The following is a 23,472-nucleotide window of genomic DNA, read 5'->3' as shown; positions in this document are numbered from 1 at the left end:
AAGTTTAAAAGTAAACATAAGCAAAAATTAGAGTTTTTGCTTATATCCACACTTTATAGTAGTTTTTTTTCATTGCTATTTATATTTATTTAATTCTAATCATTGTATTGTTGAATGACATTAACAAAGATGAAGATTTAACTATGTATATTAAGAAAAAGAAATGGGCTGATTACACACATGATGAGCTCACATTAATGAAAGAAACTGTAGCGAATGCATCTGCTGACACTCCATTTTCGCCTGAGTACGCAGCGGCCTATCTAAACAAATCCGTGAACACTCTGCAGTATATGCGCTGTCATAAGTCTGATGCAATAACGTACAGTAAAACTGGTGGCCACATTGTATATCGGCGTAAGAATTTGGATGCTTATCTGGATAAATGTGAGAAAAAATGTACATCTAATTTTTGATTAGTGACAATAGTTACTCTTTAGCTCTTTCATGAATAAACTCATATTTCATAAACTTATTTTAAGGTTAGAAATAGGCATATAAAAAAGCTACTTACATTTAAGTAGCTTTTTTATTTCAAGTCAGAGAGCCACACTAACTACAGTAACGTTTAATTAATTGTAAATAACTTATAAAAATCAAGTTGTAAAGAAAAAATCCTCACCGACCAACTCACCATCCTCTAGGTAATATACACCCGAAATATTTAACCTTTTTTCAGTTGATTTGGTACCTCCGTACATCGCAATCTTCTCTGAAAGTATTGTCCAGATCACTCTACATCCAGTGCTTTTTTGCAGCTCTTCTAATGCGTCCTTTTTCACCATTAGGTTGTTACCAGATTCATTACCATAAAAAGAAGCGTCGAACATCACTAATTCATCATGCTTATCAACCCATGAACCAGAGAACTTATCATTTTTTAGACTCAAAGTTTCGAATAATAATCTAGCAGGTGCACTGATGTTATAGCCTAAATCACGATTTTTTATCCCTTCTGAAATATGACTTTCTGAACAAACGTAAACTTCACCTAAACTATCTTCATCTGAACCAACTCGGCGTTCATATATGTTTTGCCACCCAGAATTACCATAATATTCATTATCATAGATTTCAAGTAAAGGTGACCAGTAATACTCTAAGTTGAATATATCGTTATACCTCTCTACAGACTCAGGCATCCATCGACCCATAAAGTTTTTATTCTGTATATTTGATACGACCAGATCAAAGTCTTCATTTTTTACCAAATATGCGTTGATCATATACCATACACGTTGATATGAGCCAGAATGGTCACCATCACCTAACTTCTTATTAGGCTCAAATTCAATATGCCTATCTAGGGATAACCAGTCTTCGTTCTGAAAATGGTTTAAGATGACTTCTTTTGAATCAATTAAATCATTTTTTGAAACTACCCAATTTTCAAAATCATCACTCCACCCATTGTAATTAGGGGGAGTTATAAGACGGATGTTAGTTGAATCAGGAGGTATGAATGTAGGGTCTATATCTCTAAAAGAAGGCTCTACAGAACCGTTGTACCATATGTATTTCTTATCATCTTTCCAACGTGTTGATGGGTCTGTCATTTCAAAGTTATCCGCTACTCTAGCTACCACTTCATACATTGCCATCCACTGATATTTTTTGCCAATTCGTTCAACTCTATTTTCACCACGACCTGTATAGGGAGTGTTTCTATCAAATTCACCATGTTTTTCTGCATCATAACCAAATTTATTAAAAATTATTTCTACAGCATAATTGCTAAGCTTATCAATATTTATATTACTCCAGTTACTAAAATTAGACTGAAAAACGTAACGCCCAAAATCACCGTACCAACCTGTACCTCTACCATACTCTGTCGTCATTGAGTCTATAATTTTATCTTGAGCAAAACGATGTTTAGGAATGGTTTTATCTTCATAATCATTCGCGTACTCATTGTCAATGTCTTCATTACTAGGAATAGTTTTAGGAAACACACTTTTATATGATGGTCTAGCTAACTTCAGCTCACTTTCGCTAAAACCTACTAAATTATGACTATTAGCATATTCAATGATATTTCGAGCAAAGTCTCTTACAAGAACATTAGGATACACCTCTTCTTTAGCGAAAATATTGCTAAGGATAAAACTGGATATCTCATTTATTGATTCATGGCTCTGTGACGATAATATTGCACCATACACTGAAGCTAAAACACGCTCAAACACATAAGGATCATCTACTTCTTGAAAGGTTGATAGCAATTGAACCGCAACATGAATATGGTTTTGTAGAAGGCGAGTCAATGCTATTGTGGCATTGTCTCGTAACTTAATGTTTGAAGTTTGCTAAGAGTATGATGTGAATATCGCACAACCGCTAAGAGTATGATTGTTTATCCCAACCGTAGACTGTATCAATAGAACGTAAATAACATTTCACCCTCGGAGAAAGCCTATCAAGAGGATTACCAGTAAGATTGATACATCTCAAACTATTCAGCTGTGTAAAACTATCTGGCAGGTTTCTAAGATTACAATAAACAAGCTCAAGCTTAACAAGATTATTAAGCTCACCAATACTATTAGGTAGCTTGCCCAATTTACAATAACTGATAAAAAACTCAGTCAGACTCTTAAGTTGCCCTATGATTTCAGGCAGCTCTTTGAGGCTACAATGGTTAATATAAAGCTTCTCTAGATTAGTAAGTTGACCTACGCTATCAGGTAGCTTGTCAAACTTGCCATGACTAATAAAAAGCTCAGTTAAGCTAATAAGCTGCCCTATGCTATCAGGTAGGACTTCAAGCTTAGAGTGATTAAAATTGAGCTTAGTTAAGTTAACGAGCTGTCCGATGCTATCAGGCAATACTTTAAGTTTACAGTTGATAATATTAAGCTCAGCAAGGTTAATGAGGTGTCCAAAGCTATCGGGTAGCTCCGTTAGTTCAAGGTGAAGCAGGTCAAGGTGAGTTAAGCTCAAAAGCTGGCCTATGCTATCAGGTAGCTCTTCAAGCTCACAATGAGTAATAAAAAGCTCTGTAAGACTGCTCAGTTGTCCAACGCTGGCGGGCAACTCTTTAATACGACAACGATTAATATAAAGCTTGTTGAGGTTGGTAAGCTGTCCAATACTACTAGGTAGGTCTTTGAGATCACAGTTAATAAGATCAAGGTCATTTAAATTTTTGAGTTGCCCTATGCTGTCAGGCAAGTGCTTGAGCGGGCAATAACTAATAAAAAGCTTAGCGAGGTTAATAAGCTGCCCTATGCTGTCAGGCAGTTCTTCAATCTCACAGTGAACTATATCAAGTACCGTAAGCTTAGTAAGCTGTCCAATGCTGTCAGGTAAACATTGAATCTGACAGCGACCAATGAACATCTTAGTAAGGTTATGAAGTTGTCCAATACTATCAGGTAGCGCTTCGAGTTCACTTTGATCAATAAAGAGTTCAGTAAGATAACTCAGTTGCCCGATGCTCTCAGGTAATGCGACAAGTTTAGAGTGACTAATAGACAGTTTGGTTAGATTAGTGAGCTTACCGATATTGGGCAGTAAATGACTTGAACATATGCCACTGATAGTTATATCTACTAGATTTGTAAGGTTGGTAAGCTCATCGGGTAGATAGGCTATTCTATAGACGTCTTTTGAGTGTTGCTCATCATGTTCAGGCTCTAAGATCTCTAGCTTTTTTAGGGCTAACAGTGATTCTTTATTACGAGGAATTTCAGAATGCTTGAGCTCAAACTCATCTGCCCACGCCCATATTTTCTCAATCCAGTTGTCATTAGTATTTAATGTTTTATTAGAAGTATCAGACTGATGAATGTCCTGATGGTAGTTATTATTGTTTGGATTCATAGCTTTATTCCTTATAACAACTTGAACTATTTTTCTTATGCCAGAATAACGTTAGTATCCTGACATAGGTTTATGCAGCCCTATGCTACACATAGTCGAGATAGTCTTTAGCTAAATAGTCTTTAGCTAATTTGCAAGGGGTTTTTTACCATTCATGATCTGCAGCACAAAGGTTCCGGACATTGTAATCAGTAGGAAACCATGGAAGGCCTCCATCGCGGTCATAAATCGAAGATGTCCGTTAGGCATGAGGTCACCTCGCCCAAGCGTTGTGTAGTTAACTAGCGAGAAGTAAAAGTAGTCCATAAAGGTAAGGGAGGCACTGCCGTTGGATGAGGACGAGACGAGGTCACCAACCTGAAAGTTATGCACAGCAACCCAAAAGCCAGTCGCATAAAGCAGTGCCTCAAGGATATGAGCCAGCACGATTGAGGCAACTGCGACCCCAAGGCAGTGTCCCGGATGGCGCGACGGCGTCACAAACTGTGACGAGAATTTTAATACGCCATAATGTATTGCTGTGCAGACAGCGATTAGAATCGCTGCCATTATAATTGCCAGAATCACTTTTTATCCTTTTTGAGGAAGGAACGACATTAAAGGAAGATTACCCTATTTATTTTAACTAATCCTGTATAATTTTTTCACTATAGCTAACGACTACGCATAAGCACTAGAGTCTATTCAGATAGGTCATTACGCAGTCATTTGAATCAGTCAGCATATGTAGTAACAATCCTAGACCAATTATTCTATAGGGCTTTGGTAGAAATAGCATAGCCGCATAAACTGCCATTGCATAGTAAGTATGTAATGGATGAAAATTAATACTACAGCGATCAGGTAAGAAAACAGGTGTTGCTAGCAAGTGATCTAAATCTACCAGCATGGTTGCTAAAAGAATCAAATATACTCGTTTGTAATCATCACGAAAAAAAGTATAGGCAATAATCAACGGCATGCCAAAATGCAGGAAGTAGTGGATAACGGTTTGGATCATCATCTTTCCAATTCAGCATGATGTTTTATTGATAAGTTGGTATGCAGAATAATTAAACTAGTAAACGTTACTTAAGAAGCCAAAGCTACATGTTCATGCTATGTTCAGACTTGAAAAACAGGCGCAAAGCCACCCCCTGGTGTGCGAAAGTTAGTCGCTTGGCCTTGATAGATACGCCCAGCAGTTAGTAGCAGCTGTCCTGCATAGGTATAAAGACGTATATCTACCTTTCTAGTCGTCACCACATCATCAATCTTTATTGATCGCTCTGTAGCAGGGATAAAGGTCTGCGCAATATAGCTTTCATCTAAAATAGTCTCGAATACGCGGCGGGTAATCTTGCTGCCACGGTAAACGCCCTTACTACCATAACCAGCTACTGGCTTAAAAAACAATTGTCTCCGAGTACGCCATAATTCTGCTGCATCCTCTTTTGTAACCATTCTGGTAGTTGGTACTGACTTTTTTAGATATTCTGCATCATCATCACCTAGTCCCCACGACTGCAAAGTTTGCGTATCGGATAGTAAAGTCAGGTTGCGCTTATTAGCGAATATAGCATGGGCATGCGGATTGGGGGTTACTACTACCGCACCCTCTAAATAGGCACTTTTAAGCACGGCGTGGTTGGGGTTTTCAAAGGCGAAATCGACTAACCGATTATAGATCATATCAATGGGCTTGCTATGAGCTGTCAGTACACCATCAGCATAGTTAAGCTCAGACGGATCGAGTATAACGGTATCAATGCCTTTAGCTTGAAGTAGTTGGCAGGCCAGCTGAAACTCCAAATACATGAACTGGCTTTTGGGCTCATTATCCACAATAGCAATGCGATTGGGCATGCTAGTTGCCGATTGTCGCTGCCATTCTTGTATGAACATATTAGCGACCGCTTCTTCAAACCCATCAAGCATTTTAGTAGTAGCAACACTTTGCTCTGAGGGGCGACAGCAGTGTTTTTGTGCGCGGGCAAGTGCTACGTTTAAAAATGCGCCTCCAGCATTGGTATTGATCTCAATAAGCTTGGGGTCATCGCTCCCTAAGTGAAAGTCATAACCCATAAAGGCCCCTATTGGCCCCGGATCGAAAGCCGAGATATTGGGTGCCCACGACAGTACTTGCTGTTGATATGACGGTAGTCTAGCAGTCGACTCAATAGCTGCGATGATTCGCACCATTGCTTCTATCTCTGTCTTAGGGACGAACACCGGTGTCGCTGAAAACAGCTTATTAAGCTCATTGGCTCCTAGTGGATTATCTCTTGTGTTTACTAATTGATCTTGCAGGCTGTTATTAAGCGCTTTACGATCTAAAGTACGGCAATAGCACTCTTGATTAAGCTGATTTGCCAGATTATCATTCGTTTTGTTTTTATTATTAATTAGGGATTCCATTTAAATCTCATTACTAAGTTGAATGTACTGATAGGGTTTAGGGGACAGCCAAAATAAAAAAAGTGTCTTAAATATTTAAGATAAGGTTATTTTTATAGTTACTTTACGAAATAGTCATTTTGCAAGATACTTAATTTGCAATATATCTAGTTTATAAATTAGCTACTTTGCAAGGTTATACGGTTTTACGCTCTTCTTTAATGAGTACTTTCGCTAAAAACAAACCTAACTCGAACAGTAGCCACATTGGAATCGCGAGCAATAGCATTGACACCCCATCGGGCGGTGTGACTACCGCTGACACAGCAAAACAACCGACGATGATATATCGGCGCTTACTCTCTAGACTCTGAGTGGATATGATACCGACCATTATCAATAATAAAGTAACCACTGGAATCTCAAAAGTGAGTCCAAATACCATAAATAACTTTAGCGCAAAGCTTAAATAACTGTCGATATCGGTCATAGGTATAACGTTTTGCGGAGCGAATAAAATAAAGAACTTCAATACGCCTTTGAGTACCACAAAGTAGGCAAAAGCGACACCAGAATAAAATAGGAATATCGAAGATATCAGCACTGGAATAGTGATTTTTTTCTCTTTTTTATATAATCCAGGCGCTATAAATGACCAAATTTGATACAGAATATACGGCATCACTACAAAGGCAGCAACGAAAATCGTCAAGCGAATAGGTGCCATAAAGTTCGAGGTAATATCAGTAGCAATCATAGTCGAATTCGCAGGCAGCTGCGCAACCAGAGGGTCTGATAAAAGATTGTAGAGCTCACGCGAAAACCCTACCAATGCTAAGAAGACGATCAAAACGGCTACGCATATTTTGATGAGATGCTTGCGTAATTCAATCAAATGCTCAGTAATAGGCATGTCGCTAAGCACATTCAGCACATTATCAGTCTCAACATTATGGGTAGCATCTGACGCCTTAGCATCTGTATTTGCTAACTTTCTTTGGCGACTTTTTTGGCGCTTAAATAAGCTCATTTATCCCCCTTCTCTATAGCTGAAGAAGAGGAAGTATCTGGCTGATGATTTTGCTGCTGAGGAGTGTTTGACTGATAGGAAGTATCTAAGCTTTGGTTTTGCGAGTTTTCAAACTTATCCATACTACCGCGCATCTCGGCTAACTCACGCCGCATGTCTGTCTCAGTCTGACGAATCTTTGCCAGCTCATCTTGCATCTGTTTTCGTGTCTCAGCCAAATCAAGCTCAGACTCTATATCAGACTGTAAGGTTGAAATCGTGCGACGCAATTTGGCATACCATTGCCCAGCGGTACGTGCGGCTTGCGGCAGTTTTTCTGGGCCCAATACGATTAAAGCAATGACGCCAAACAAGAGTAATTCGGAAAACCCAATATCAAACATAACAGTCACATATATTAATAGACTACTTAGTGCCGCTATTTATAAGCGGCGCGCTTCATACTTTAGGCTGGTCATCAGTGGAAATAGGGCTGATTTCCATATCATCAGCCTGATTACCTACACGCGTATTTAAATCATTACTTGCAGCTGGCGTACTATTTTCATGGCTAAGCACATGATTTTTGCGAGCATTCTCAGGTTCTTCATCTTTGACCGCTTCTTTAAAACCCTTCACCGCACCGCCTAAATCTTTACCTGCATTTTTAAGCTTGGCAGTACCAAATACGACCACCACTACGACCAATAAAATCAGCCAATGTGTAATAGAAAAGCTGCCCATAACGGTATCCTTATATTTTGTGATCTTGTTTAGACCAGTATGTGTCAGTGTGCTTTAGAACACTTTTTACCGTACCAGAATTATAGTTTCAAACGGCGCAATCGCAGCGCGTTAGCAATCACCGAGAATGACGACAAGCTCATCGCTGCCGCTGCTATCATCGGACTGAGCAGAAGCCCAAATATGGGATAGAGCACACCTGCGGCAATAGGAACACCAAGTGCATTGTAGATAAAGGCAAAAAACAGATTCTGTCTGATATTGCGCATGGTGGCGTGGCTAAGCTTATAAGCTTTGGCAATGCCCATTAAATCACCTTTTAGCAGGGTAATGCCCGCACTCTCCATCGCCACATCGGTACCGGTTCCCATAGCGATACCAACATTAGCTTGCGCTAGCGCTGGTGCGTCGTTGATACCATCACCCGCCATAGCGACCAATTTACCGCTGTCTTGCATTTCTTTGACGATACGGTTTTTATCCTCTGGTGAGACATCCGCATGAACTTCATCAATACCTAGTTTATTGGCGACTGCCTGCGCGGTTTTTTCGTTGTCACCGGTTAGCATCACAACTTTTAAACCTGCGTCATGAAGCAGTGAAATAGCCTCTTTAGTGCTTGGTTTAATAGGGTCAGCAACTGAAATAATACCAGCAGCTTTACCGTCTATAGCCACAAACATTACCGTTTCACCGTCTTTTCTACGGACATCAGCTTTAGTGGACAGCTCATTATCAAAACTATTTAGGCTTTCCATAAGCTTAGAGTTACCAATAGCGACTTTCTTACCATCGACCACGGCTTGTACGCCTTCGCCAGTAGTCGAATTAAAGTCAGTAGCTTTAGGAATAATGAGTGATCTTTCTTGAGCTGCTCTAACGATAGCTTCTGCTAAAGGATGCTCGCTAGCGCTTTCTACTGAGGCTACCAATGCGAGGAACTCGTCTTCATTTTGACCTACCTGCGCATCAATTGCGGTAAGCTCGGGCTTACCAGCGGTCAGTGTTCCGGTCTTGTCGACGACAATGGTATCGACTTTTTCCATACTCTCTAACGCTTCAGCATTTTTGATGAGGACGCCGTTTTGCGCGCCTTTGCCGGTACCAACCATAATGGACATCGGCGTCGCTAGACCAAGGGCACAAGGACAAGCAATAATCAGTACCGCAATCGCGTTAACCAAAGCATAGGTCATAGCGGGCTCAGGGCCGAATATCGCCCAGACAATAAAGGTTATGATAGAGCTGACAATAACAATAGGTACGAACCAACCCGCCACTTGATCTACCAAGCGCTGGATAGGCGCGCGGCTACGCTGGGCTTCAGCAACCATTTGTACAATTTTAGATAATACTGAATCTGCTCCAACATTGACCGCTTCGACTAATAGCGTTCCGGTGCCATTTACCGTACCACCAGTCACTGTATCTCCTGCTACTTTTGATACAGGGATTGGCTCACCCGTCACCATTGATTCATCAACATTACTATTACCATCGATCACTGTACCATCTACGGGTAGTTTCTCACCTGGTTTAACCCGTAGCTTATCGCCAGTGACGACCTCATCAAGCGAGACTTCGACTTCTTCACCGTTTTCATCGACACGTCTTGCGGTTGGTGGTGCGAGCTCAAGCAAAGCTCTAATCGCACCTGAAGTTTGGCTTCTGGCTTTGAGCTCTAATACTTGACCCAGTAGCACCAAGGTTACAATGACAGCTGCTGCTTCATAGTAGACTCCGACTTGACCAGAGGCATCTCTGAAACTGTCTGGGAAAATATCGGGAAAAAAGGTCGCGACAATACTAAAAATATAAGCAGCGCCTACGCCTATCGCAATCAAGGTAAACATATTTAGATTGCGGCTTTTTATAGACTGCCAGCCACGGACGAAAAACGGGGCGGCGCCCCAAAGCACTACAGGGGTCGCGAGCACTAACTCAGCCCATTGTAAGATCTTTGAGGAGATACCATACTGACTAAAATTAACTACGTTTAAGTCAAACATACCGCTCATCACATATATTAATAGCGGTACAGTCAACACGGTACATATCCAAAAACGACGAGTCATGTCGTCAAGCTCTGAGGTGTCCTCTTCACCGATAGTAAGCGTTTCGGGCTCAAGCGCCATACCACATATCGGACAACCGCTATTTCTAACGTCTCTCACTTCAGGATGCATAGGACAGGTATATACCGTGCCATCGTAATCAGCAGGTACTTTATCGTATTTACCGCCTTTAACAGATTTTACTCCGCTACTATCAGTATCCTTTCCATGACAACTGGCGTGACTATCATCTTTAGCAACTTCGTCTTCAGGTTTAAGAAACATGCCACATATTGGGCAGTCACTTTTTTCAACATCTCTTACTTCTGGATGCATAGGACAAATATAAATCGTGCCGTTATAATTTTCTGGTATCTTGTCGTACTTATTGCCTTCGACAGACTTTAACTCAGTACTATTATTAGCATCCGCTTTATGACAATGCGCATGACTGCCCTCATTACTGTTGGATTCAGCAACCTCGTCTTCAGGTTTGAGAAACATGCCGCATATCGGACAATCGCTCTTCTCAGTATCTCTAACCTCAGGATGCATCGGGCAGATATAAACCGTACCGCTATAATTTTCCGGTACTTTATCGTACTGACCACCTTTGATAGATTTTTCATCGGCAATATGTTTCATAAAACCACTCCTTGAAGACAATAAATATTGATAATAAGTACAACTCTTAAAGCACTATCATCAATCCTCGATTGCTATTCATCTAATCATTAATCTAAAAACCTCTAAAAAATAATTTCTATACTTTTCAATTGGAATTTAGTTTTTATCACGCAAATACTTGAGCAGTGCCATGATTGTTAGTACTAGTACTGCGAAAAATAGTAGGGTGAATAACAAACAGATAAGCATCATAACCCAGCCCATGCCATACATCATTGAGCCGTTCATCATGCCATGCATTGACCCATTCATTATGATTTCTCCTCAGTCTAAACTGTGATCACTCCAACTCTTCAATTAATTTTTACTCGAACCGAAGAGGTTTACTGACTGTTAATATATCAATATCTTTAGCGCACTTTGGCGAACCAACGATATAGTGGCACGAACAAGATGGCGAAATACCAACCGTAAAGATATGATTCTACAAGTCCAATTAGAAAACCTGTCCATGTTAACCACTCAAAGCCAGGTAGTAGAGGTGCCCAAGCTTCGTGCATCGCTATCTGTTCGGGTGCGAGTAAACCAAACCCTATGCATAATAGATAACTAATGAGTAGAAACAACGATACACTATTGCCAACAGGGGCAATCCTTAAAGTACTTGTTGTTAAGTTTGATTTGACCATCTTAGTAATCCTCACTATTGTATGATGTGGTTCAAGCTCAAGATAACCAATCGTATCTAACCATGCTAACTCTAAGGATTTGTATGAATTAAAGCTTTATCCTGTATTGATATTACTTTTTAACTCGTGCGGCGGCGGCAAGTTGACGCCATTGACCCCATTGAGGAATAAACATTGGCACTTGCTGTTTGTAAGCAAGGTAGTCTTTACCAAACTCTTCAAACATATGCCGTTCCTCACGTCGAGCTAACCATGTGTATACAAGCACAATCACTGGAAACAGACCGATTGAAAACAGAGTTGGCCAATGCACCACACCCTCACCGAACAGTGCAATAAACAACCCGGTGTACTGAGGATGACGTACGTAGGCATAGAGTCCATCAGTTACTAAACGATTTCCCCCTCGTGCTTTGTGGACTTGGCGCCAACCTTGAGCAAAAAGACCGACTCCTAAAAATGCAATAGCATAGCCGAGTAGCATTGAGATCATCATGCCTGTCTCACCTAAACCAACAAGGGTCGACCATAAGCTAGCGCTGACATATTGGCTGTCCAAACCAAAAAACCGTACTAATAAATATATAGTGAGCGGAAAGCCATACATTTCTGCGTAAAGTGCAATAATGAAAGCCTGAACTACACCAGCACCCGCCCATTCACGCCAGTTCTTTGGTGCGAAATAACGGTAAAAGAACCAAGAAATCAGAACAATAACAATTAGTGCGAGACCCCAAGTTCCAGCGTGATTAAATGACTCATTCATAGCTTACTTTCCCTGTTGTCTTTATGAATATCGTATTGCATGAAATCAATTCTTGAAGATAGTAAGCAGACGCTTAAATCTATGCAATTTTTAACCAAACAATTTTTCTGTAAACTCTTTGATGTTACTGTCAATGATGGTCTGCAAGCGTATCTTTTTCGATAGCTTTTTTCCTCGCTGAAGATTTCAGGTAAACCTGCTCAGCCACAGCAATCACTACAATAGTGACGACTGCTACGCCAAGTACGAATGGATCTGAGTTTAGTTTAATCCAGACAAAACCGCCGAGAACCAACAGGTCAAGAAGTATGGCCACTATAGGCACCCACATCACCGCCTTTATATCCTGACGAAGGTATCGCAAAACACCCCAATGAATGGCGATATCCATAATTAGATAGAAAACAATGCCAAGCGCTGCAATTCGTGATAAGTCAAATAACGTCGTAAAAGCTAAACCCAACACCACAGTATAGACCAACGTATGTTTTTGAACGCTTCCCGGCATTCCCAAATGACGATGAGGCACCAGCTTCATCTCAGTCAACATAGCAAGCATACGAGAGACTGCGAAGATGCTAGCAAGGAGGCCGCCAGCGGTAGCTACCATTGCGATTGCAACTGTGAACCATAGACCATAGTCGCCAAGTGCTGGGCGTGCGGCGGCAGCCAAGGAGTAATCTTTAGTTTCGATGATTTCGGCAAGAGATAGATTACTAGACACCGCGAAACCGACTAGAGTGTAAATAACTACGCATATTGCGATTGATATTACAATGGCACGGCCGACGTTGCGATGAGGATTTTTTACTTCCGAGCCACTGTTGGTAATCGTGGTAAAGCCTTTAAATGCCAGTATGCCTAGCGCCGTTGCGCCAAGAAAGTCACCAACAGTATTAGTGTCACCTAATGTAGAAGAATCAACTGCAAAGCTATCAGCTAGCCAGATACCAACCAACCCGAATATAAGAATACCGACAATTTTTATAATACCGATAACCGATGCAACCCCCTGAATCCAACGATTACCAAGTAAATTGATAAAGAACGCAGCAAGAATAAGCGCGGCGCCAAGGATGGATACCATGCGACCGCTGTCATCGCCACCGAATAACTGCATAGTGTATGACCCGAACGTCCGGGCCAAAAAGCTCTGCGCTATAACCATGGAGAAATACATCAGCAGGGCATTAAATCCAGTCGGTAAACGATCTCCGTATGCCTGATGCAGGTACATTGCAACACCGCCAGCCGACGGGTAAGCGTTAGAGATTTTGATATAAGAATAGGCACTAAAAGAAACAACGATTGCGGCGGCTAGAAAAGCAAGTGGGAAAAGCGAACCCGTCATCTGAGCCATCTGACCGGTCAGAGCGAAAATACCAGCACCGATCATGACACCGGTACCTAGCATAACTGTTCCTGATAATGTCAAACTATCCTTCTGATAGCGAGTCGTTCTATCTTGCTTCATACTTATTCGACCTTAATCTATTTCTTCGTAGAACTTCAGTTTTACAGGTTATTTTTGAAGTAAGGAGTAGGTATAGTTAGAATTAAAAGACGCGATATAGTAAATAGTTTTTAAAGAAGAGCTTACTTATTGGTATCATAATATATTATTCCAACTCATCAATAAGTGCTTGCATCTCACCGATTTCACGCTTTTGTGCTTCGATAATGTCATCAGCAAGCTGACGTACACGTGGATCTTCGATATCAGCACGCGAACTGGTCAAAATAGCAATCGAGTGATGCGGTATCATCGCCTGCATCCAATCCACTTGATCGACCGTTTGTTGTGATCTAACGCCCCATAAACCAAAGGCAAATAGCACGACACTAATCCCATAAACCATTAGATTGACCTTAGTCTTTTTATACATATTGGTCATAAAGGCAAGCATAATAATAGCCATCATAGCGCCCATATATAACGCCATATAAGCTCGGGTTTCACTAAAGTAAATATGATCCCACTGATAGGTGTTAAAATACATCATGATAAACATCACGACTGTCGATGTTAAAATCATGATTGTGAACTTTACATAAGGGTTCATTTGCTTCTGTTTATTATCCATATGGTTATTCATATTCTTATCCTTAATTTAGTAAAAAGGCACCTAAATAAAGAGGTGCCTTTTTTTAGAGCTAGTGTTATAAACTGTTGTTACTTACATGGTTAACACTAGAACCAAAACATCACACCAGCAGTCAGACTATTAGAATCAACGTCTTCGTCCTCTTGACGACGTAAGTCTCGCGCATCACCCAAGGCGCTCTCGTAGCTGAAACCAACATAAGGCGCGAGCTGACGACTGAATGTCTCATAAGCCAGCCTAACTTCAGCTTCAAACTCATTAAATCCTTTAGTAATACCGTTATCGGTATCATCTTTACTAAAGGCAGTCAGCTCCAGCTCTGGTCTGACCACCCAACGCTGATCTAAGCGCCACTCGTACGCTGCCCCAAGATCAAGCTGGACTTGACCATCAGTATATAGATAAGCTCTTGCGTCAGTCTCAACGAAGTACGGCGCCGTACCAGCAATGCCTGCCATGATTGCGGACTTATCGTTTTCAGTATTATAAGCAATACCCGCTTCTCCATTCCAGAAGATACCGAGCGGCTTCCAATAAGCGAGTGAGCTTAGACTATCGATCTCTTTATCATCGTTAGTTTGAGCACTACCTTCACTGCGTAGAGTGACACGATTACTATCAGTACCGTACCAGCCTTCAGCTTCAAAATCGATTTGGTCATTCTCAAACTGATAGCCCAAAGTTTCTACTGACACACCCCATAACGGTAAGCTACCCATCATTACCGGTTTACCATACTGTCCATAGTCAACACCATTTGAGTAGTCGGGACTACGAGCATTAGGAGGTGGTTCGCCGCCTTGCATTCCAGACATATCCATATTCATACTGCTATGATCCATACCTGACATGTCCATACTACTGTGATCCATACCTGACATATCGCCCGACATATCCATGCCACTATGATCCATATCTGACATGTCACCTGACATATCCATACCACTGTGATCCATATCCGACATATCGCCTGACATATCCATACCACTATGATCCATATCCGACATATCGCCTGACATATCCATGCCACTATGGTCCATATCTGACATATTGCCCGACATATCCATGCTGCTGTGATCCATATCTGACATATCCATACCAGACATGTCCATACTGCCATGATCCATGTTCGACATCTCAGCAGCGTTTGCTAAAGGTGACATTAGTAGCATCAAAGATGACATGCCAATAAACGGTAGACCTACTTTATATATTTTCATAATAAGGCTCATATTCGAAGGTTTATTAAACAACGGCAACTTCTCTAAACATCCCGGCTTCCATATGATAGAGCAGATGACAATGCCATGCCCAGCGACCAGCTTCTCCTGTGACATCAAAGCTAATTTTTTGCGCTGGTTGCACCATTATCGTATGTTTGCGAACTTGAAAATCGCCATCAGGCGTGCGCAAATCGCTCCACATACCATGCAGATGCATAGGGTGGTTCATCATAGTGTCATTGACTAAGGTAATACGCACACGCTCGCCCGGTTTGATATTGACAGGCGGCGCATCCTTAAACATGATGCCGTCGAGTGCCCAGATATAGCGCTCCATATTACCGGTTAGATGTATTTCAATCTCTCGAGTGGGCTTGCGCTGCTCGGCCATTATTTCATTGCCAACAGAATGCAGTTGGTTATAGGTTAAAACCTTACGATTAATATCACGCAAATTAATACCCGGATCATCGAGATTCATCCGTGGACTATCGACGCGCATATCTGTCTTAAAGTCATATTCGGTCTTAGCATGACGGGCATCATAGCCATTAGCACCCATAGCCCCCATCATATCGGACATAGTTAGCCACTCAACATCATCCATAGCAGGTATGGCAGCGCGAGCGCCTCTTTTAGTGGCAAGCGTGGTTGCGACAAAGCCGGTGCGATCGATGTTTTGGGCAAATATGGTATGCGCGTCACGGGTTGGGGTGACGATGACGTCATAAGTCTCGGCCACCCCGATACGGAAGTCATCGACATCAACGGGCGCGACATCAATCCCATCCGTCGCGACGACTTTCATTTTTAGGCCGGGGATGCGTACATCAAATATCGTCTGCGCGGAGCCATTGATAAAGCGTAGTTTGACAGGCTGTCCAGCCTTGACAAGTTGCGTCCAGTTAGCCGCTGTCGTTTTACCATTCATAAGATAAGTAAACGTGGTCTCACCAGATAAATCAGTAAAATCAGTCGGCATCATGCGCATCTGGTTCCACATTTTACGTTTATCATAAGCCGCCTCAAGATCCGTAGCGGCAATATCGGACAATAGCTTTTTAAAGTCTGGCAGATGATAATTATCAAAGTCAGCACGCTGCTTAAGTAGTTTTAGCAGATTATGCGGATCGCGATGCGTCCAATCACTAAGCAGGATAACGTGATCTTCCTCAATAGGATAGCGTTCGCGCCCTTTAGGTTCAATCACAATAGCCCCGCGCATACCGGTTTGTTCTTGGAATCCAGTGTGCGAGTGATACCAATAAGTGCCTGACTGTGTCAGTTTAAATTTGTACGTGAAGGTGCTACCCGCAGGAATACCATCAAAGCTGATACCCGGTACGCCATCCATCTCAAACGGCACTAAGAGGCCATGCCAGTGAATAGAGGTCGACTCATTCAGCTGATTATGGACTCGAATGGTGACCGTATCGCCTTCTTGCATCTTAAGCGTTGGCGCAGGCAGTGAGTCATTTATCAGCGTTGCCATGCTTGACTTGCCGTTGACCGTTATCATCTTCTCACTGACATAAAGATCAAATTCATTACCCGTTAGTATAGGTACAATGTGATCGGCTCTATCACTATTGACTACGACATTTTGGCTTTTAGTTAAAGCACTATTAGCCATCGTCGGTAGTGTGGATAGCATCGACGCGCCGAGCAAGGTGGATGACCCTGTCAAAAAACGCCTGCGGTTAAATCTGTTTTTATTCATAATATTGACCTAAGTTAATCCATGAAATGAGAGTTGAACTTATATATCTGATAACTTATTAATAGAACTACATCTGCTGCGCTGGCGACTCAATAGCCGCATACACTTGAGTGCTGCCATCCTTGTTCAATTGCATGACTTTATAGGGCATAAATTTATCTTGATATTCCATGCCCGGACTACCAACTGGCATACTCGGTACCGCAAGACCGATGGAATCAGTTGGCGGATTGGCTAGAAACTGTGCCATGTATTTGGCAGGAACGTGACCTTCAAAAACATAACCATTAGTAGTGACGGTGGTATGACAAGAGCGCATTTGCTGCGGGACACCGTAACGCTCTTTAAATAAAGATAAATCTGTAACGTCTTGCGCAGTTGCGCTTAGACCATGACCTTCGGCATAGCCTACCCATTCTTTGCAGCAGCCACAATTAGCATCTTTGTAAACTGTAGCCGAGACGTTTTGTAGAATTGTCGACCCAGTACCTGAATTAGCACTGACAGACATCATTTGCGGTTGTGGTTGCTCTATTTGAGCACTTTTGGTGGCAAGCGTTGGCTCAGTTTGAGTAGAATTTGAAACACTAGTATCGGGCTGACTACAAGCCATTACTGTTGACGTTGCTACTAGTAAAAGAGCAGAAGCTGATACCTTTTTATGTCCATTGCCCATTATATTTATATAGCGTCTCATAACTTACTCCTAAGCGTCTGCTTATCTGTTGAACCTTCTAAAGATTTATACCCTATAACTAAGTGTAGTATAGGCAAAGTTTAAATCCCAAAAGGCAGCACTATTTAGCACTGCGCTTTTATAAAGGAATATGGAAGAATTAATGCTGCATTCCAGATCCATCATCCGACATATTCATATCACCGTCAAATGACATGTCCATCATATCGCCATCTATCCTAGTGGTTAGCATCGTGTATTGGCTTTCATCTAATTCAGGTAACGATCTAATGAAGGCTACCATTGCCCACATTCTAGCGTCATCATGGGACGCGCCCCACGCAGGCATTCCAGATGCCATAATACCGTGCTTAATTGCCCAAAAGCCTTGCTTTGCACCGTCTTCTGTTTGATAACGTTTGACAATATCAGCCTTGGTAAAGTTGGGCGGCTTTGGATACAAGCCCTCACTAAAGTCAGTTTGTGCCACTCCCGGAGACAAGTGACAGCCTGCACACATATCCTTATAGTCCGCGCCACCAGAACTGATTAGCTCAGCCTTCTCTAAATCTGGTACCACAATATCTTTACTGGCATTTTCTATGGAACGATTGCGAGCAGTTTCTAAAAAGCTAAACATCATTGGGCTATGCTCTTGGTCAGCTCCCACATTGACAACGCCACTAGTAACAACCGCAAACACGCTAACGATTGCCACAAATACGGTAAAGAGCGCACCCAATAAAAATTTCATATGTTTTCCTAACAATTTATTTCCGTTAAGTGTTGACTGCTATTTAACAGAGCTAAAATTTTTAAGATTTACTGTCGTTAGTAACGCAGTGTTTTTGGTACATTTGCTTCATTTTACCCATGTTAGCCATCATCGCTTTCATGGCAGGATCGCTCATGTCCATCTTGCTATGATCCATTTTTCCCATCATATCCATATGCTTTTGCATTTTTTCACAGTTCATTTGATCTTTTTCAGCATGCATTTTAGGATCATGTGCTAGAGCTGAGGTTGAAACGACTAGAGCGACGGCAGTGGCTACGATTGCTTTAGGTAAAGACTTTGATTTAAAGAGTGACATGGTTAATCCTTAATTGATTTAGTTGAGGGTACATAAAGCTTTAGGATATTAATTCAGTCTAAAGCATAACTTATTGATTCTGACAGAGAGATGACAGCAAGATGACAATATTGTCATCTTGCTACTTTTATATTTTAATGCTGCACGTATTCATTTAGTATGGCATCAGCATTTCTATCACGATCGCTACCATATTTTTTTATAAAATACTTTTCAGACTGCAGATGTTGATCTTGATGCTGAACTTGGCAAGCGACTCGTGCATCAACATAGCTTTTCATTTGAGCATCAGACATCTGTGCGTTATTGTGATCTAGATTTCTGGCAAACGTAGTTAAGTTATCGCAATTATCGATAATTGAAGTGCTTAGATTGGTAGTATGCGCATTAGCTGCTGATATACCGATAAGCATCGAAGCGGATAGCAGCACCACTTTTTTGAATGAACGATAGCTTTTCATATAACATCCTTAATAAATTATTAAATATTGAAACTAATTACCTGTAGTAATAATTCATAGTAGCTACTCGTATCAAGAATGAGCCGCTATGTACTATAGGTATAGATTAACAAACGAAGACTGACTATTTGATGACGAGCGCATGACATCTTTGTCAGATACCAGTCCGTTTTGTCATTTATATTGATTTGGGTATTATAAAATCATAATTATATTGAAGGATTACTATGAAAGTACTACTAGTAGAAGATGAATTAAAACTCGGCGAATATGTAAAAAAAGGCTTAAGTGAAGCAGGCTTCATTGTTGATCATCAGCTGACAGGTTTAGATGGCTACCATGCTATGATGACTGAAGAGTTTAGCGTGATACTCATGGATGTTATGCTGCCTGATGTTAGCGGTTTTGAGCTAGTACGTAATTACCGAGCGGCTGGCAAGCATACGCCAGTGTTATTTCTAACCGCAAAAGATGATTTAGATGACAAAATCAAGGGGATTGAGATTGGCGGTGATGATTATCTGACCAAACCTTTTGCCTTTGCAGAGTTAATAGTCAGGATAAAAAGCTTATTACGACGCGCCAATCAAGCCGACTATAAAAGTACGCTCATGCAAATAGCGGATCTCAAAATGGACATTGCCAAGCGCACTGTACATAGAGGAGACACGCCCATTAAACTAACCGCAAAAGAGTTCTCCCTATTACAGTTTCTATTAGAGCGCCGCGGTGAAGTATTACCACGCTCAATCATTGCTTCACAAGTATGGGATATGAACTTTGATAACGATACTAATGTGATTGATGTGGCAATAAGACGTCTGCGTATAAAAATAGACGATGAGTTTGATACCAAGCTAATTCATACTGTGCGTGGCATGGGCTACCGATTAGATGCTGTCGACGTTTCAGCTAGTAATAAAGCTGCCAGCGAAACGGAAGATAGCCAATATGATAAATAGATTGGACAATCGACGCTTACCCTTACTATGGCGAACTGTGTTTTTATTGACGATATTTGTCGTTTTATCGCAGTTGATAATCTATATCTGGGTACAGCACTCTGTTAAAAGCCATTTTGAGCAAATGGATGCTGAAATCATTACCCACGCAGCCTTTAATCTACGTAAGCGCGTAACAGAGGCGGATAACCAAATAGCCTCTCAGACACTACCTAAGCCTCAAAGTCCATCAAACACTCAACAACCGCTAAGCTCGAAAGCTTCTTCAAATCTACTTCCTACAATAGCCACAGAAAATGATGATCACCTGCATTCATCAGCGCTAGATTACGATCTAAAAACTATCATTGCTGATAAAGAGGGGCGATTGCTATCTAGTACTCCCAAAAACTTTGCTAATGAATTAAGTGCCGACTTTAACCTATTATCATTACAGCAAAATCATGATGACAGACAGTTTGTAATAAATATTAAAGACAGACGTTATCGAGCTATGGTTATTGGAGACGATGACATGCTTGCCCTTATCGCCTTACCCATTGACGTGCATCATCAGTATTTATTACAGTTTAACCGTCAACTTAGTCTGATCCTATTTGCCATCACACTACTGTTGGTTTCAATAGCAGCCTTAAGCGTGTATTGGGGTTTTGCCCCTTTATCCACTATCGTGCAAAGGATGAAAGGTATTCATCCTGAAAGATTGAGCGAAAGAGTAATAGTTAGTGATATGCCATTAGAGCTAAGACCTTTAGCAGAATCCTATAACTCGATGATGGCTAAGCTTGAAAGCAATTTTGAGTCGTTGTCGCGATTTTCAGACAATATCGCGCATGAGCTACGCACGCCAATAGCGACGCTGATTACGCAAACGCAAGTCATGTTAAATAAGCCTAGAGAGGAAGAGGAATATGTCGAACAATTACATCAGCAACATGACACCTTAGAGCAATTATCGGCGATGATTAACAACATGCTACTGCTAGCAAAAACCCAAAAAGGACTGAGTGATTCGCAAGTGACTACTGTAGATACTGAGGTCCTAATCAATAAGCTGTTAGATTACTTTGAAATGATTGCCGAGGATCGTAAAATAACTTTTGTAAAATTAGGAGATTTTAAGGCAGTATTAGGCGATGAAGGTTTATTACAAAGGCTATTTGCTAATCTGCTATCAAACGCGATCTACTACGCCGCTAGTAATAGCGTCGTCACAATATCAGCCACTGTCAACACTCCAAATACTTCCGTTAATAATTATAAGATGCTTGAAGACGATCAAAGTAACACTCAAACCGCGAAGCAATCTTGGCTAGAGATAACTTTTACTAACCTTCTAGAAAAACCTCTAAACCAAAGCGAAGCAGATCGATTGTTTGAGCGCTTTTATCGTCATGATAAAACTAGCCAGCACCATTCAGGATCAGGTTTGGGTTTATCTATCGTTCAGGCTATTGCTAATGCTCATAAAGGGACGGTCAATATCACTAACAAAGATGAGTATTGTTTTGAAGTTACTGTAGGATTATTGATTGCTAAGTAGCATACACCTCAATATCCTAGTGTTCAAAATATTAATAATATGTAGACCTACTATAGGTCTATTTTATTTTGATAAGTCGAAAGGCTCTGAATGCTATTATTCATATAGTGTATAAGGCTAGATTATGAAGTCTAATTTTCTTAGGTGATGTTGTTGATATGGGGGTTTGACCTGTTCGGTAAACCATGTTTTAGAAAAATTATCTCCACCAAACCAGAATTGAACCATGCCAGAATTTATAGGTTTTTGCAGTTTATTATTAAGCTCAAAAGCACCCCAAAACTCGACCTCAACAGTCATACCTTTACCTGAGGCAAGCGCTTTACACTCTTCTGCGAAGTCATTCCATCTGTCCTGAAGGTATTTTTTATCTTTTATTCTTGGGTCTGCTCTATCAAGAGGACAACAAACATAATACTTCACCAGTTTCGGGTGCTTTGTGATAGCTGTCTCAAACGATTTCTTAATCTGCTTGAACTGACTATCTTGAATATCAAAGAAATACTTAGCCTGCCAGCCAATTTCATTGCCATTGTCTAAGGTTAGATAAGACTCAACACCACCGTCGGGAGCTTTGACTCTAATATATTGACCATTTTCTTTGTTCTCGTTGTAAGCTAATTGGCAAACAACCTCTTCAAAGGCTGTGTTTTGTGAGTGCTCATAGCTTTTTATATCTTTCCAATCTATAGTATTTGCTAGCATAATTTTTGCATACCTAATTCGATAAACGGTTATATCGAAGGCTGAGTTACTTGAGTCGTATAGCAATGCCTGACAGTCTTAAACTATCGTAATAGCGTCTTTCAAATTTAAAGAATGACACGCAACCAATTGTGCTATGCAGTCGCATTTTATTGAGCCAGTCCAGTATTGGCAGTTGTAGGTGTTTAGCCACTAACTTCTTGACGGTATTGACTCAGCTATTCCTGCAAGGTGAGTTTGACTATACCCAGTGAATCAACAACATCAGGTATTTTATGCTTTTGATCAATCACTAAGCTAATAGCTTCTAATTTGAATTCTCGGGTATATTGGTTGCGTTTGGTGGCCAAACTACTTTTCTTCTTTGGGGTAGTATAACCTTGTGTGCTGTCCAATTTAATTATACCACTACACTAAGGCCGTTAAAAAATCGCAGATAACAGCTTTATCTAAAATCTGATGCTTTGTAACTAGAAGTAGCAATACGAAAGTTGCATACATTGATCTCAGCAGTATATTTTCATCATTTCTATAAAAGTAAGTGTACTTCGCTATTCACTTTTTTGATACTTTGAATGAAAGAGTCGTCCTTTATTGTTAGGTGCTATAAGATAGATTTTACGAGTCATTTAATTCAAGTTTATTCGGGTCAGCAGTCTATTTGATACTATTTTGATACTCTGCATATATTGTTAGATATAACTCTTTATTGATATCTATATTTCATTTTTATCGTTAGACCTTATTATTAAAGGTTTTTATCTAAAAAACATAGCTACTCGTTGATAGATGTTGTGTATTATTGTTGTAAGAAAAAGGACTCATAATCCTTTGGTCGTAGGTTCAAGTCCTACTGGGCCCACCAAATTTAGATTGTATAAAACCCCTTTAAA

Annotated in this window: 24 protein-coding genes and 1 pseudogene; 3 read left to right on the top strand and 22 right to left on the bottom strand. The window is 40.8% G+C overall.

Annotated elements, in window-relative coordinates; all coding sequences use genetic code 11:
* The first annotated feature begins 143 nt into the window (after nt 1–143).
* On the top strand, nt 144–416 hold the full coding sequence (locus ACTXGO_RS00120; protein ID WP_201611666.1) for a helix-turn-helix domain-containing protein: 273 nt from the start codon (nt 144–146) through the stop codon (nt 414–416).
* A gap of 180 nt (nt 417–596) precedes the next feature.
* Here the strand turns inward: ACTXGO_RS00120 and ACTXGO_RS00115 are convergent, their stop codons facing one another.
* The 20 genes from ACTXGO_RS00115 to ACTXGO_RS00020 form a co-directional block, all read right to left on the bottom strand.
* Nucleotides 597–2,267, bottom strand: a complete 1,671-nt coding sequence (locus ACTXGO_RS00115; RefSeq protein WP_443541611.1) for a hypothetical protein — start codon at nt 2,265–2,267, stop codon at nt 597–599.
* A gap of 73 nt (nt 2,268–2,340) precedes the next feature.
* Entirely contained in the window at nt 2,341–3,825 is a 1,485-nt protein-coding gene (locus tag ACTXGO_RS00110) for a leucine-rich repeat domain-containing protein (RefSeq protein ID WP_193005964.1), read from the bottom strand.
* Nucleotides 3,826–3,951: 126 nt separating this feature from the next.
* On the bottom strand, nt 3,952–4,392 hold the full coding sequence (locus ACTXGO_RS00105) for a two pore domain potassium channel family protein (protein ID WP_192992009.1): 441 nt from the start codon (nt 4,390–4,392) through the stop codon (nt 3,952–3,954).
* Nucleotides 4,393–4,498: 106 nt separating this feature from the next.
* Nucleotides 4,499–4,825 (bottom strand): DUF6122 family protein, encoded by a 327-nt coding sequence (locus ACTXGO_RS00100; protein WP_025645701.1) that lies wholly within the window; start codon nt 4,823–4,825, stop codon nt 4,499–4,501.
* A gap of 104 nt (nt 4,826–4,929) precedes the next feature.
* Nucleotides 4,930–6,222 carry an ATP-grasp domain-containing protein gene (locus ACTXGO_RS00095; protein WP_286708074.1) on the bottom strand — a complete coding sequence of 431 codons (1,293 nt, stop codon included), beginning with the start codon at nt 6,220–6,222 and terminating at the stop codon, nt 4,930–4,932.
* 175 nt (nt 6,223–6,397) lie between these two features.
* On the bottom strand, nt 6,398–7,231 hold the full coding sequence (gene tatC / locus ACTXGO_RS00090; RefSeq protein WP_025645697.1) for a twin-arginine translocase subunit TatC: 834 nt from the start codon (nt 7,229–7,231) through the stop codon (nt 6,398–6,400).
* Nucleotides 7,228–7,614 (bottom strand): Sec-independent protein translocase protein TatB, encoded by a 387-nt coding sequence (gene tatB, locus ACTXGO_RS00085; protein WP_192992010.1) that lies wholly within the window; start codon nt 7,612–7,614, stop codon nt 7,228–7,230. The genes tatC and tatB overlap by 4 nt, the downstream gene beginning before the upstream one ends.
* Nucleotides 7,615–7,669: 55 nt before the next feature.
* On the bottom strand, nt 7,670–7,954 hold the full coding sequence (gene tatA / locus ACTXGO_RS00080; protein WP_011959992.1) for a Sec-independent protein translocase subunit TatA: 285 nt from the start codon (nt 7,952–7,954) through the stop codon (nt 7,670–7,672).
* 80 nt (nt 7,955–8,034) lie between these two features.
* The gene (locus ACTXGO_RS00075; RefSeq protein ID WP_443541613.1) at nt 8,035–10,653 is read right to left on the bottom strand and encodes a copper-transporting P-type ATPase; all 2,619 of its coding nucleotides are present in this window, start codon (nt 10,651–10,653) and stop codon (nt 8,035–8,037) included.
* Between the two features lie 138 nt (nt 10,654–10,791).
* Nucleotides 10,792–10,947, bottom strand: a complete 156-nt coding sequence (locus ACTXGO_RS00070) for a hypothetical protein (RefSeq protein ID WP_156770962.1) — start codon at nt 10,945–10,947, stop codon at nt 10,792–10,794.
* 98 nt (nt 10,948–11,045) lie between these two features.
* Entirely contained in the window at nt 11,046–11,324 is a 279-nt protein-coding gene (locus ACTXGO_RS00065) for a DUF5676 family membrane protein (RefSeq protein ID WP_025645689.1), read from the bottom strand.
* Nucleotides 11,325–11,436: 112 nt separating this feature from the next.
* The gene (locus tag ACTXGO_RS00060) at nt 11,437–12,090 is read right to left on the bottom strand and encodes a methyltransferase family protein (protein WP_443541615.1); all 654 of its coding nucleotides are present in this window, start codon (nt 12,088–12,090) and stop codon (nt 11,437–11,439) included.
* Nucleotides 12,091–12,220: 130 nt separating this feature from the next.
* Nucleotides 12,221–13,564, bottom strand: a complete 1,344-nt coding sequence (locus ACTXGO_RS00055; protein WP_220455939.1) for an APC family permease — start codon at nt 13,562–13,564, stop codon at nt 12,221–12,223.
* Nucleotides 13,565–13,709: 145 nt separating this feature from the next.
* A complete protein-coding gene (locus ACTXGO_RS00050; protein ID WP_201572229.1) occupies nt 13,710–14,186 on the bottom strand; it encodes a DUF305 domain-containing protein in 477 nt (158 codons plus the stop codon).
* 95 nt (nt 14,187–14,281) lie between these two features.
* Nucleotides 14,282–15,415, bottom strand: a complete 1,134-nt coding sequence (locus tag ACTXGO_RS00045) for a copper resistance protein B (protein WP_319052022.1) — start codon at nt 15,413–15,415, stop codon at nt 14,282–14,284.
* A 25-nt stretch (nt 15,416–15,440) separates the two neighbouring features.
* On the bottom strand, nt 15,441–17,138 hold the full coding sequence (locus tag ACTXGO_RS00040) for a copper resistance system multicopper oxidase (RefSeq protein WP_319052020.1): 1,698 nt from the start codon (nt 17,136–17,138) through the stop codon (nt 15,441–15,443).
* 67 nt (nt 17,139–17,205) lie between these two features.
* A complete protein-coding gene (locus tag ACTXGO_RS00035; RefSeq protein ID WP_025645678.1) occupies nt 17,206–17,835 on the bottom strand; it encodes a DUF411 domain-containing protein in 630 nt (209 codons plus the stop codon).
* A gap of 139 nt (nt 17,836–17,974) precedes the next feature.
* Complete coding sequence (locus tag ACTXGO_RS00030; RefSeq protein ID WP_093068419.1) at nt 17,975–18,568, bottom strand: c-type cytochrome; 594 nt, start codon at nt 18,566–18,568, stop codon at nt 17,975–17,977.
* A 61-nt stretch (nt 18,569–18,629) separates the two neighbouring features.
* The gene (locus ACTXGO_RS00025; protein ID WP_093068416.1) at nt 18,630–18,908 is read right to left on the bottom strand and encodes a hypothetical protein; all 279 of its coding nucleotides are present in this window, start codon (nt 18,906–18,908) and stop codon (nt 18,630–18,632) included.
* Between the two features lie 134 nt (nt 18,909–19,042).
* Nucleotides 19,043–19,369: a hypothetical protein gene (locus tag ACTXGO_RS00020; RefSeq protein WP_093068413.1), complete on the bottom strand. Its 327-nt coding sequence runs from the start codon at nt 19,367–19,369 to the stop codon at nt 19,043–19,045.
* Between the two features lie 227 nt (nt 19,370–19,596).
* Here ACTXGO_RS00020 and ACTXGO_RS00015 point away from each other — a divergent pair, with 227 nt between their 5' ends.
* The gene (locus ACTXGO_RS00015; RefSeq protein WP_025645672.1) at nt 19,597–20,331 is read left to right on the top strand and encodes a heavy metal response regulator transcription factor; all 735 of its coding nucleotides are present in this window, start codon (nt 19,597–19,599) and stop codon (nt 20,329–20,331) included.
* A complete protein-coding gene (locus ACTXGO_RS00010) occupies nt 20,321–21,874 on the top strand; it encodes an ATP-binding protein (RefSeq protein ID WP_443519830.1) in 1,554 nt (517 codons plus the stop codon). The genes ACTXGO_RS00015 and ACTXGO_RS00010 overlap by 11 nt, the downstream gene beginning before the upstream one ends.
* A gap of 117 nt (nt 21,875–21,991) precedes the next feature.
* Here ACTXGO_RS00010 and ACTXGO_RS00005 read toward each other — a convergent pair whose 3' ends face one another.
* Both ACTXGO_RS00005 and ACTXGO_RS16330 read right to left on the bottom strand, forming a co-directional pair.
* Nucleotides 21,992–22,579 carry a hypothetical protein gene (locus tag ACTXGO_RS00005; RefSeq protein ID WP_443541617.1) on the bottom strand — a complete coding sequence of 196 codons (588 nt, stop codon included), beginning with the start codon at nt 22,577–22,579 and terminating at the stop codon, nt 21,992–21,994.
* A gap of 242 nt (nt 22,580–22,821) precedes the next feature.
* Nucleotides 22,822–22,929: pseudogene (locus ACTXGO_RS16330) on the bottom strand (transposase); the annotation flags it as partial.
* Between the last annotated feature and the right edge of the window lie 543 nt (nt 22,930–23,472).

It is taken from the genome of Psychrobacter sp. T6-1, assembly GCF_052258445.1.
Note: the sequence above shows the minus strand (reverse complement) of the source record. Positions and strands in the feature narration are given on the sequence as shown.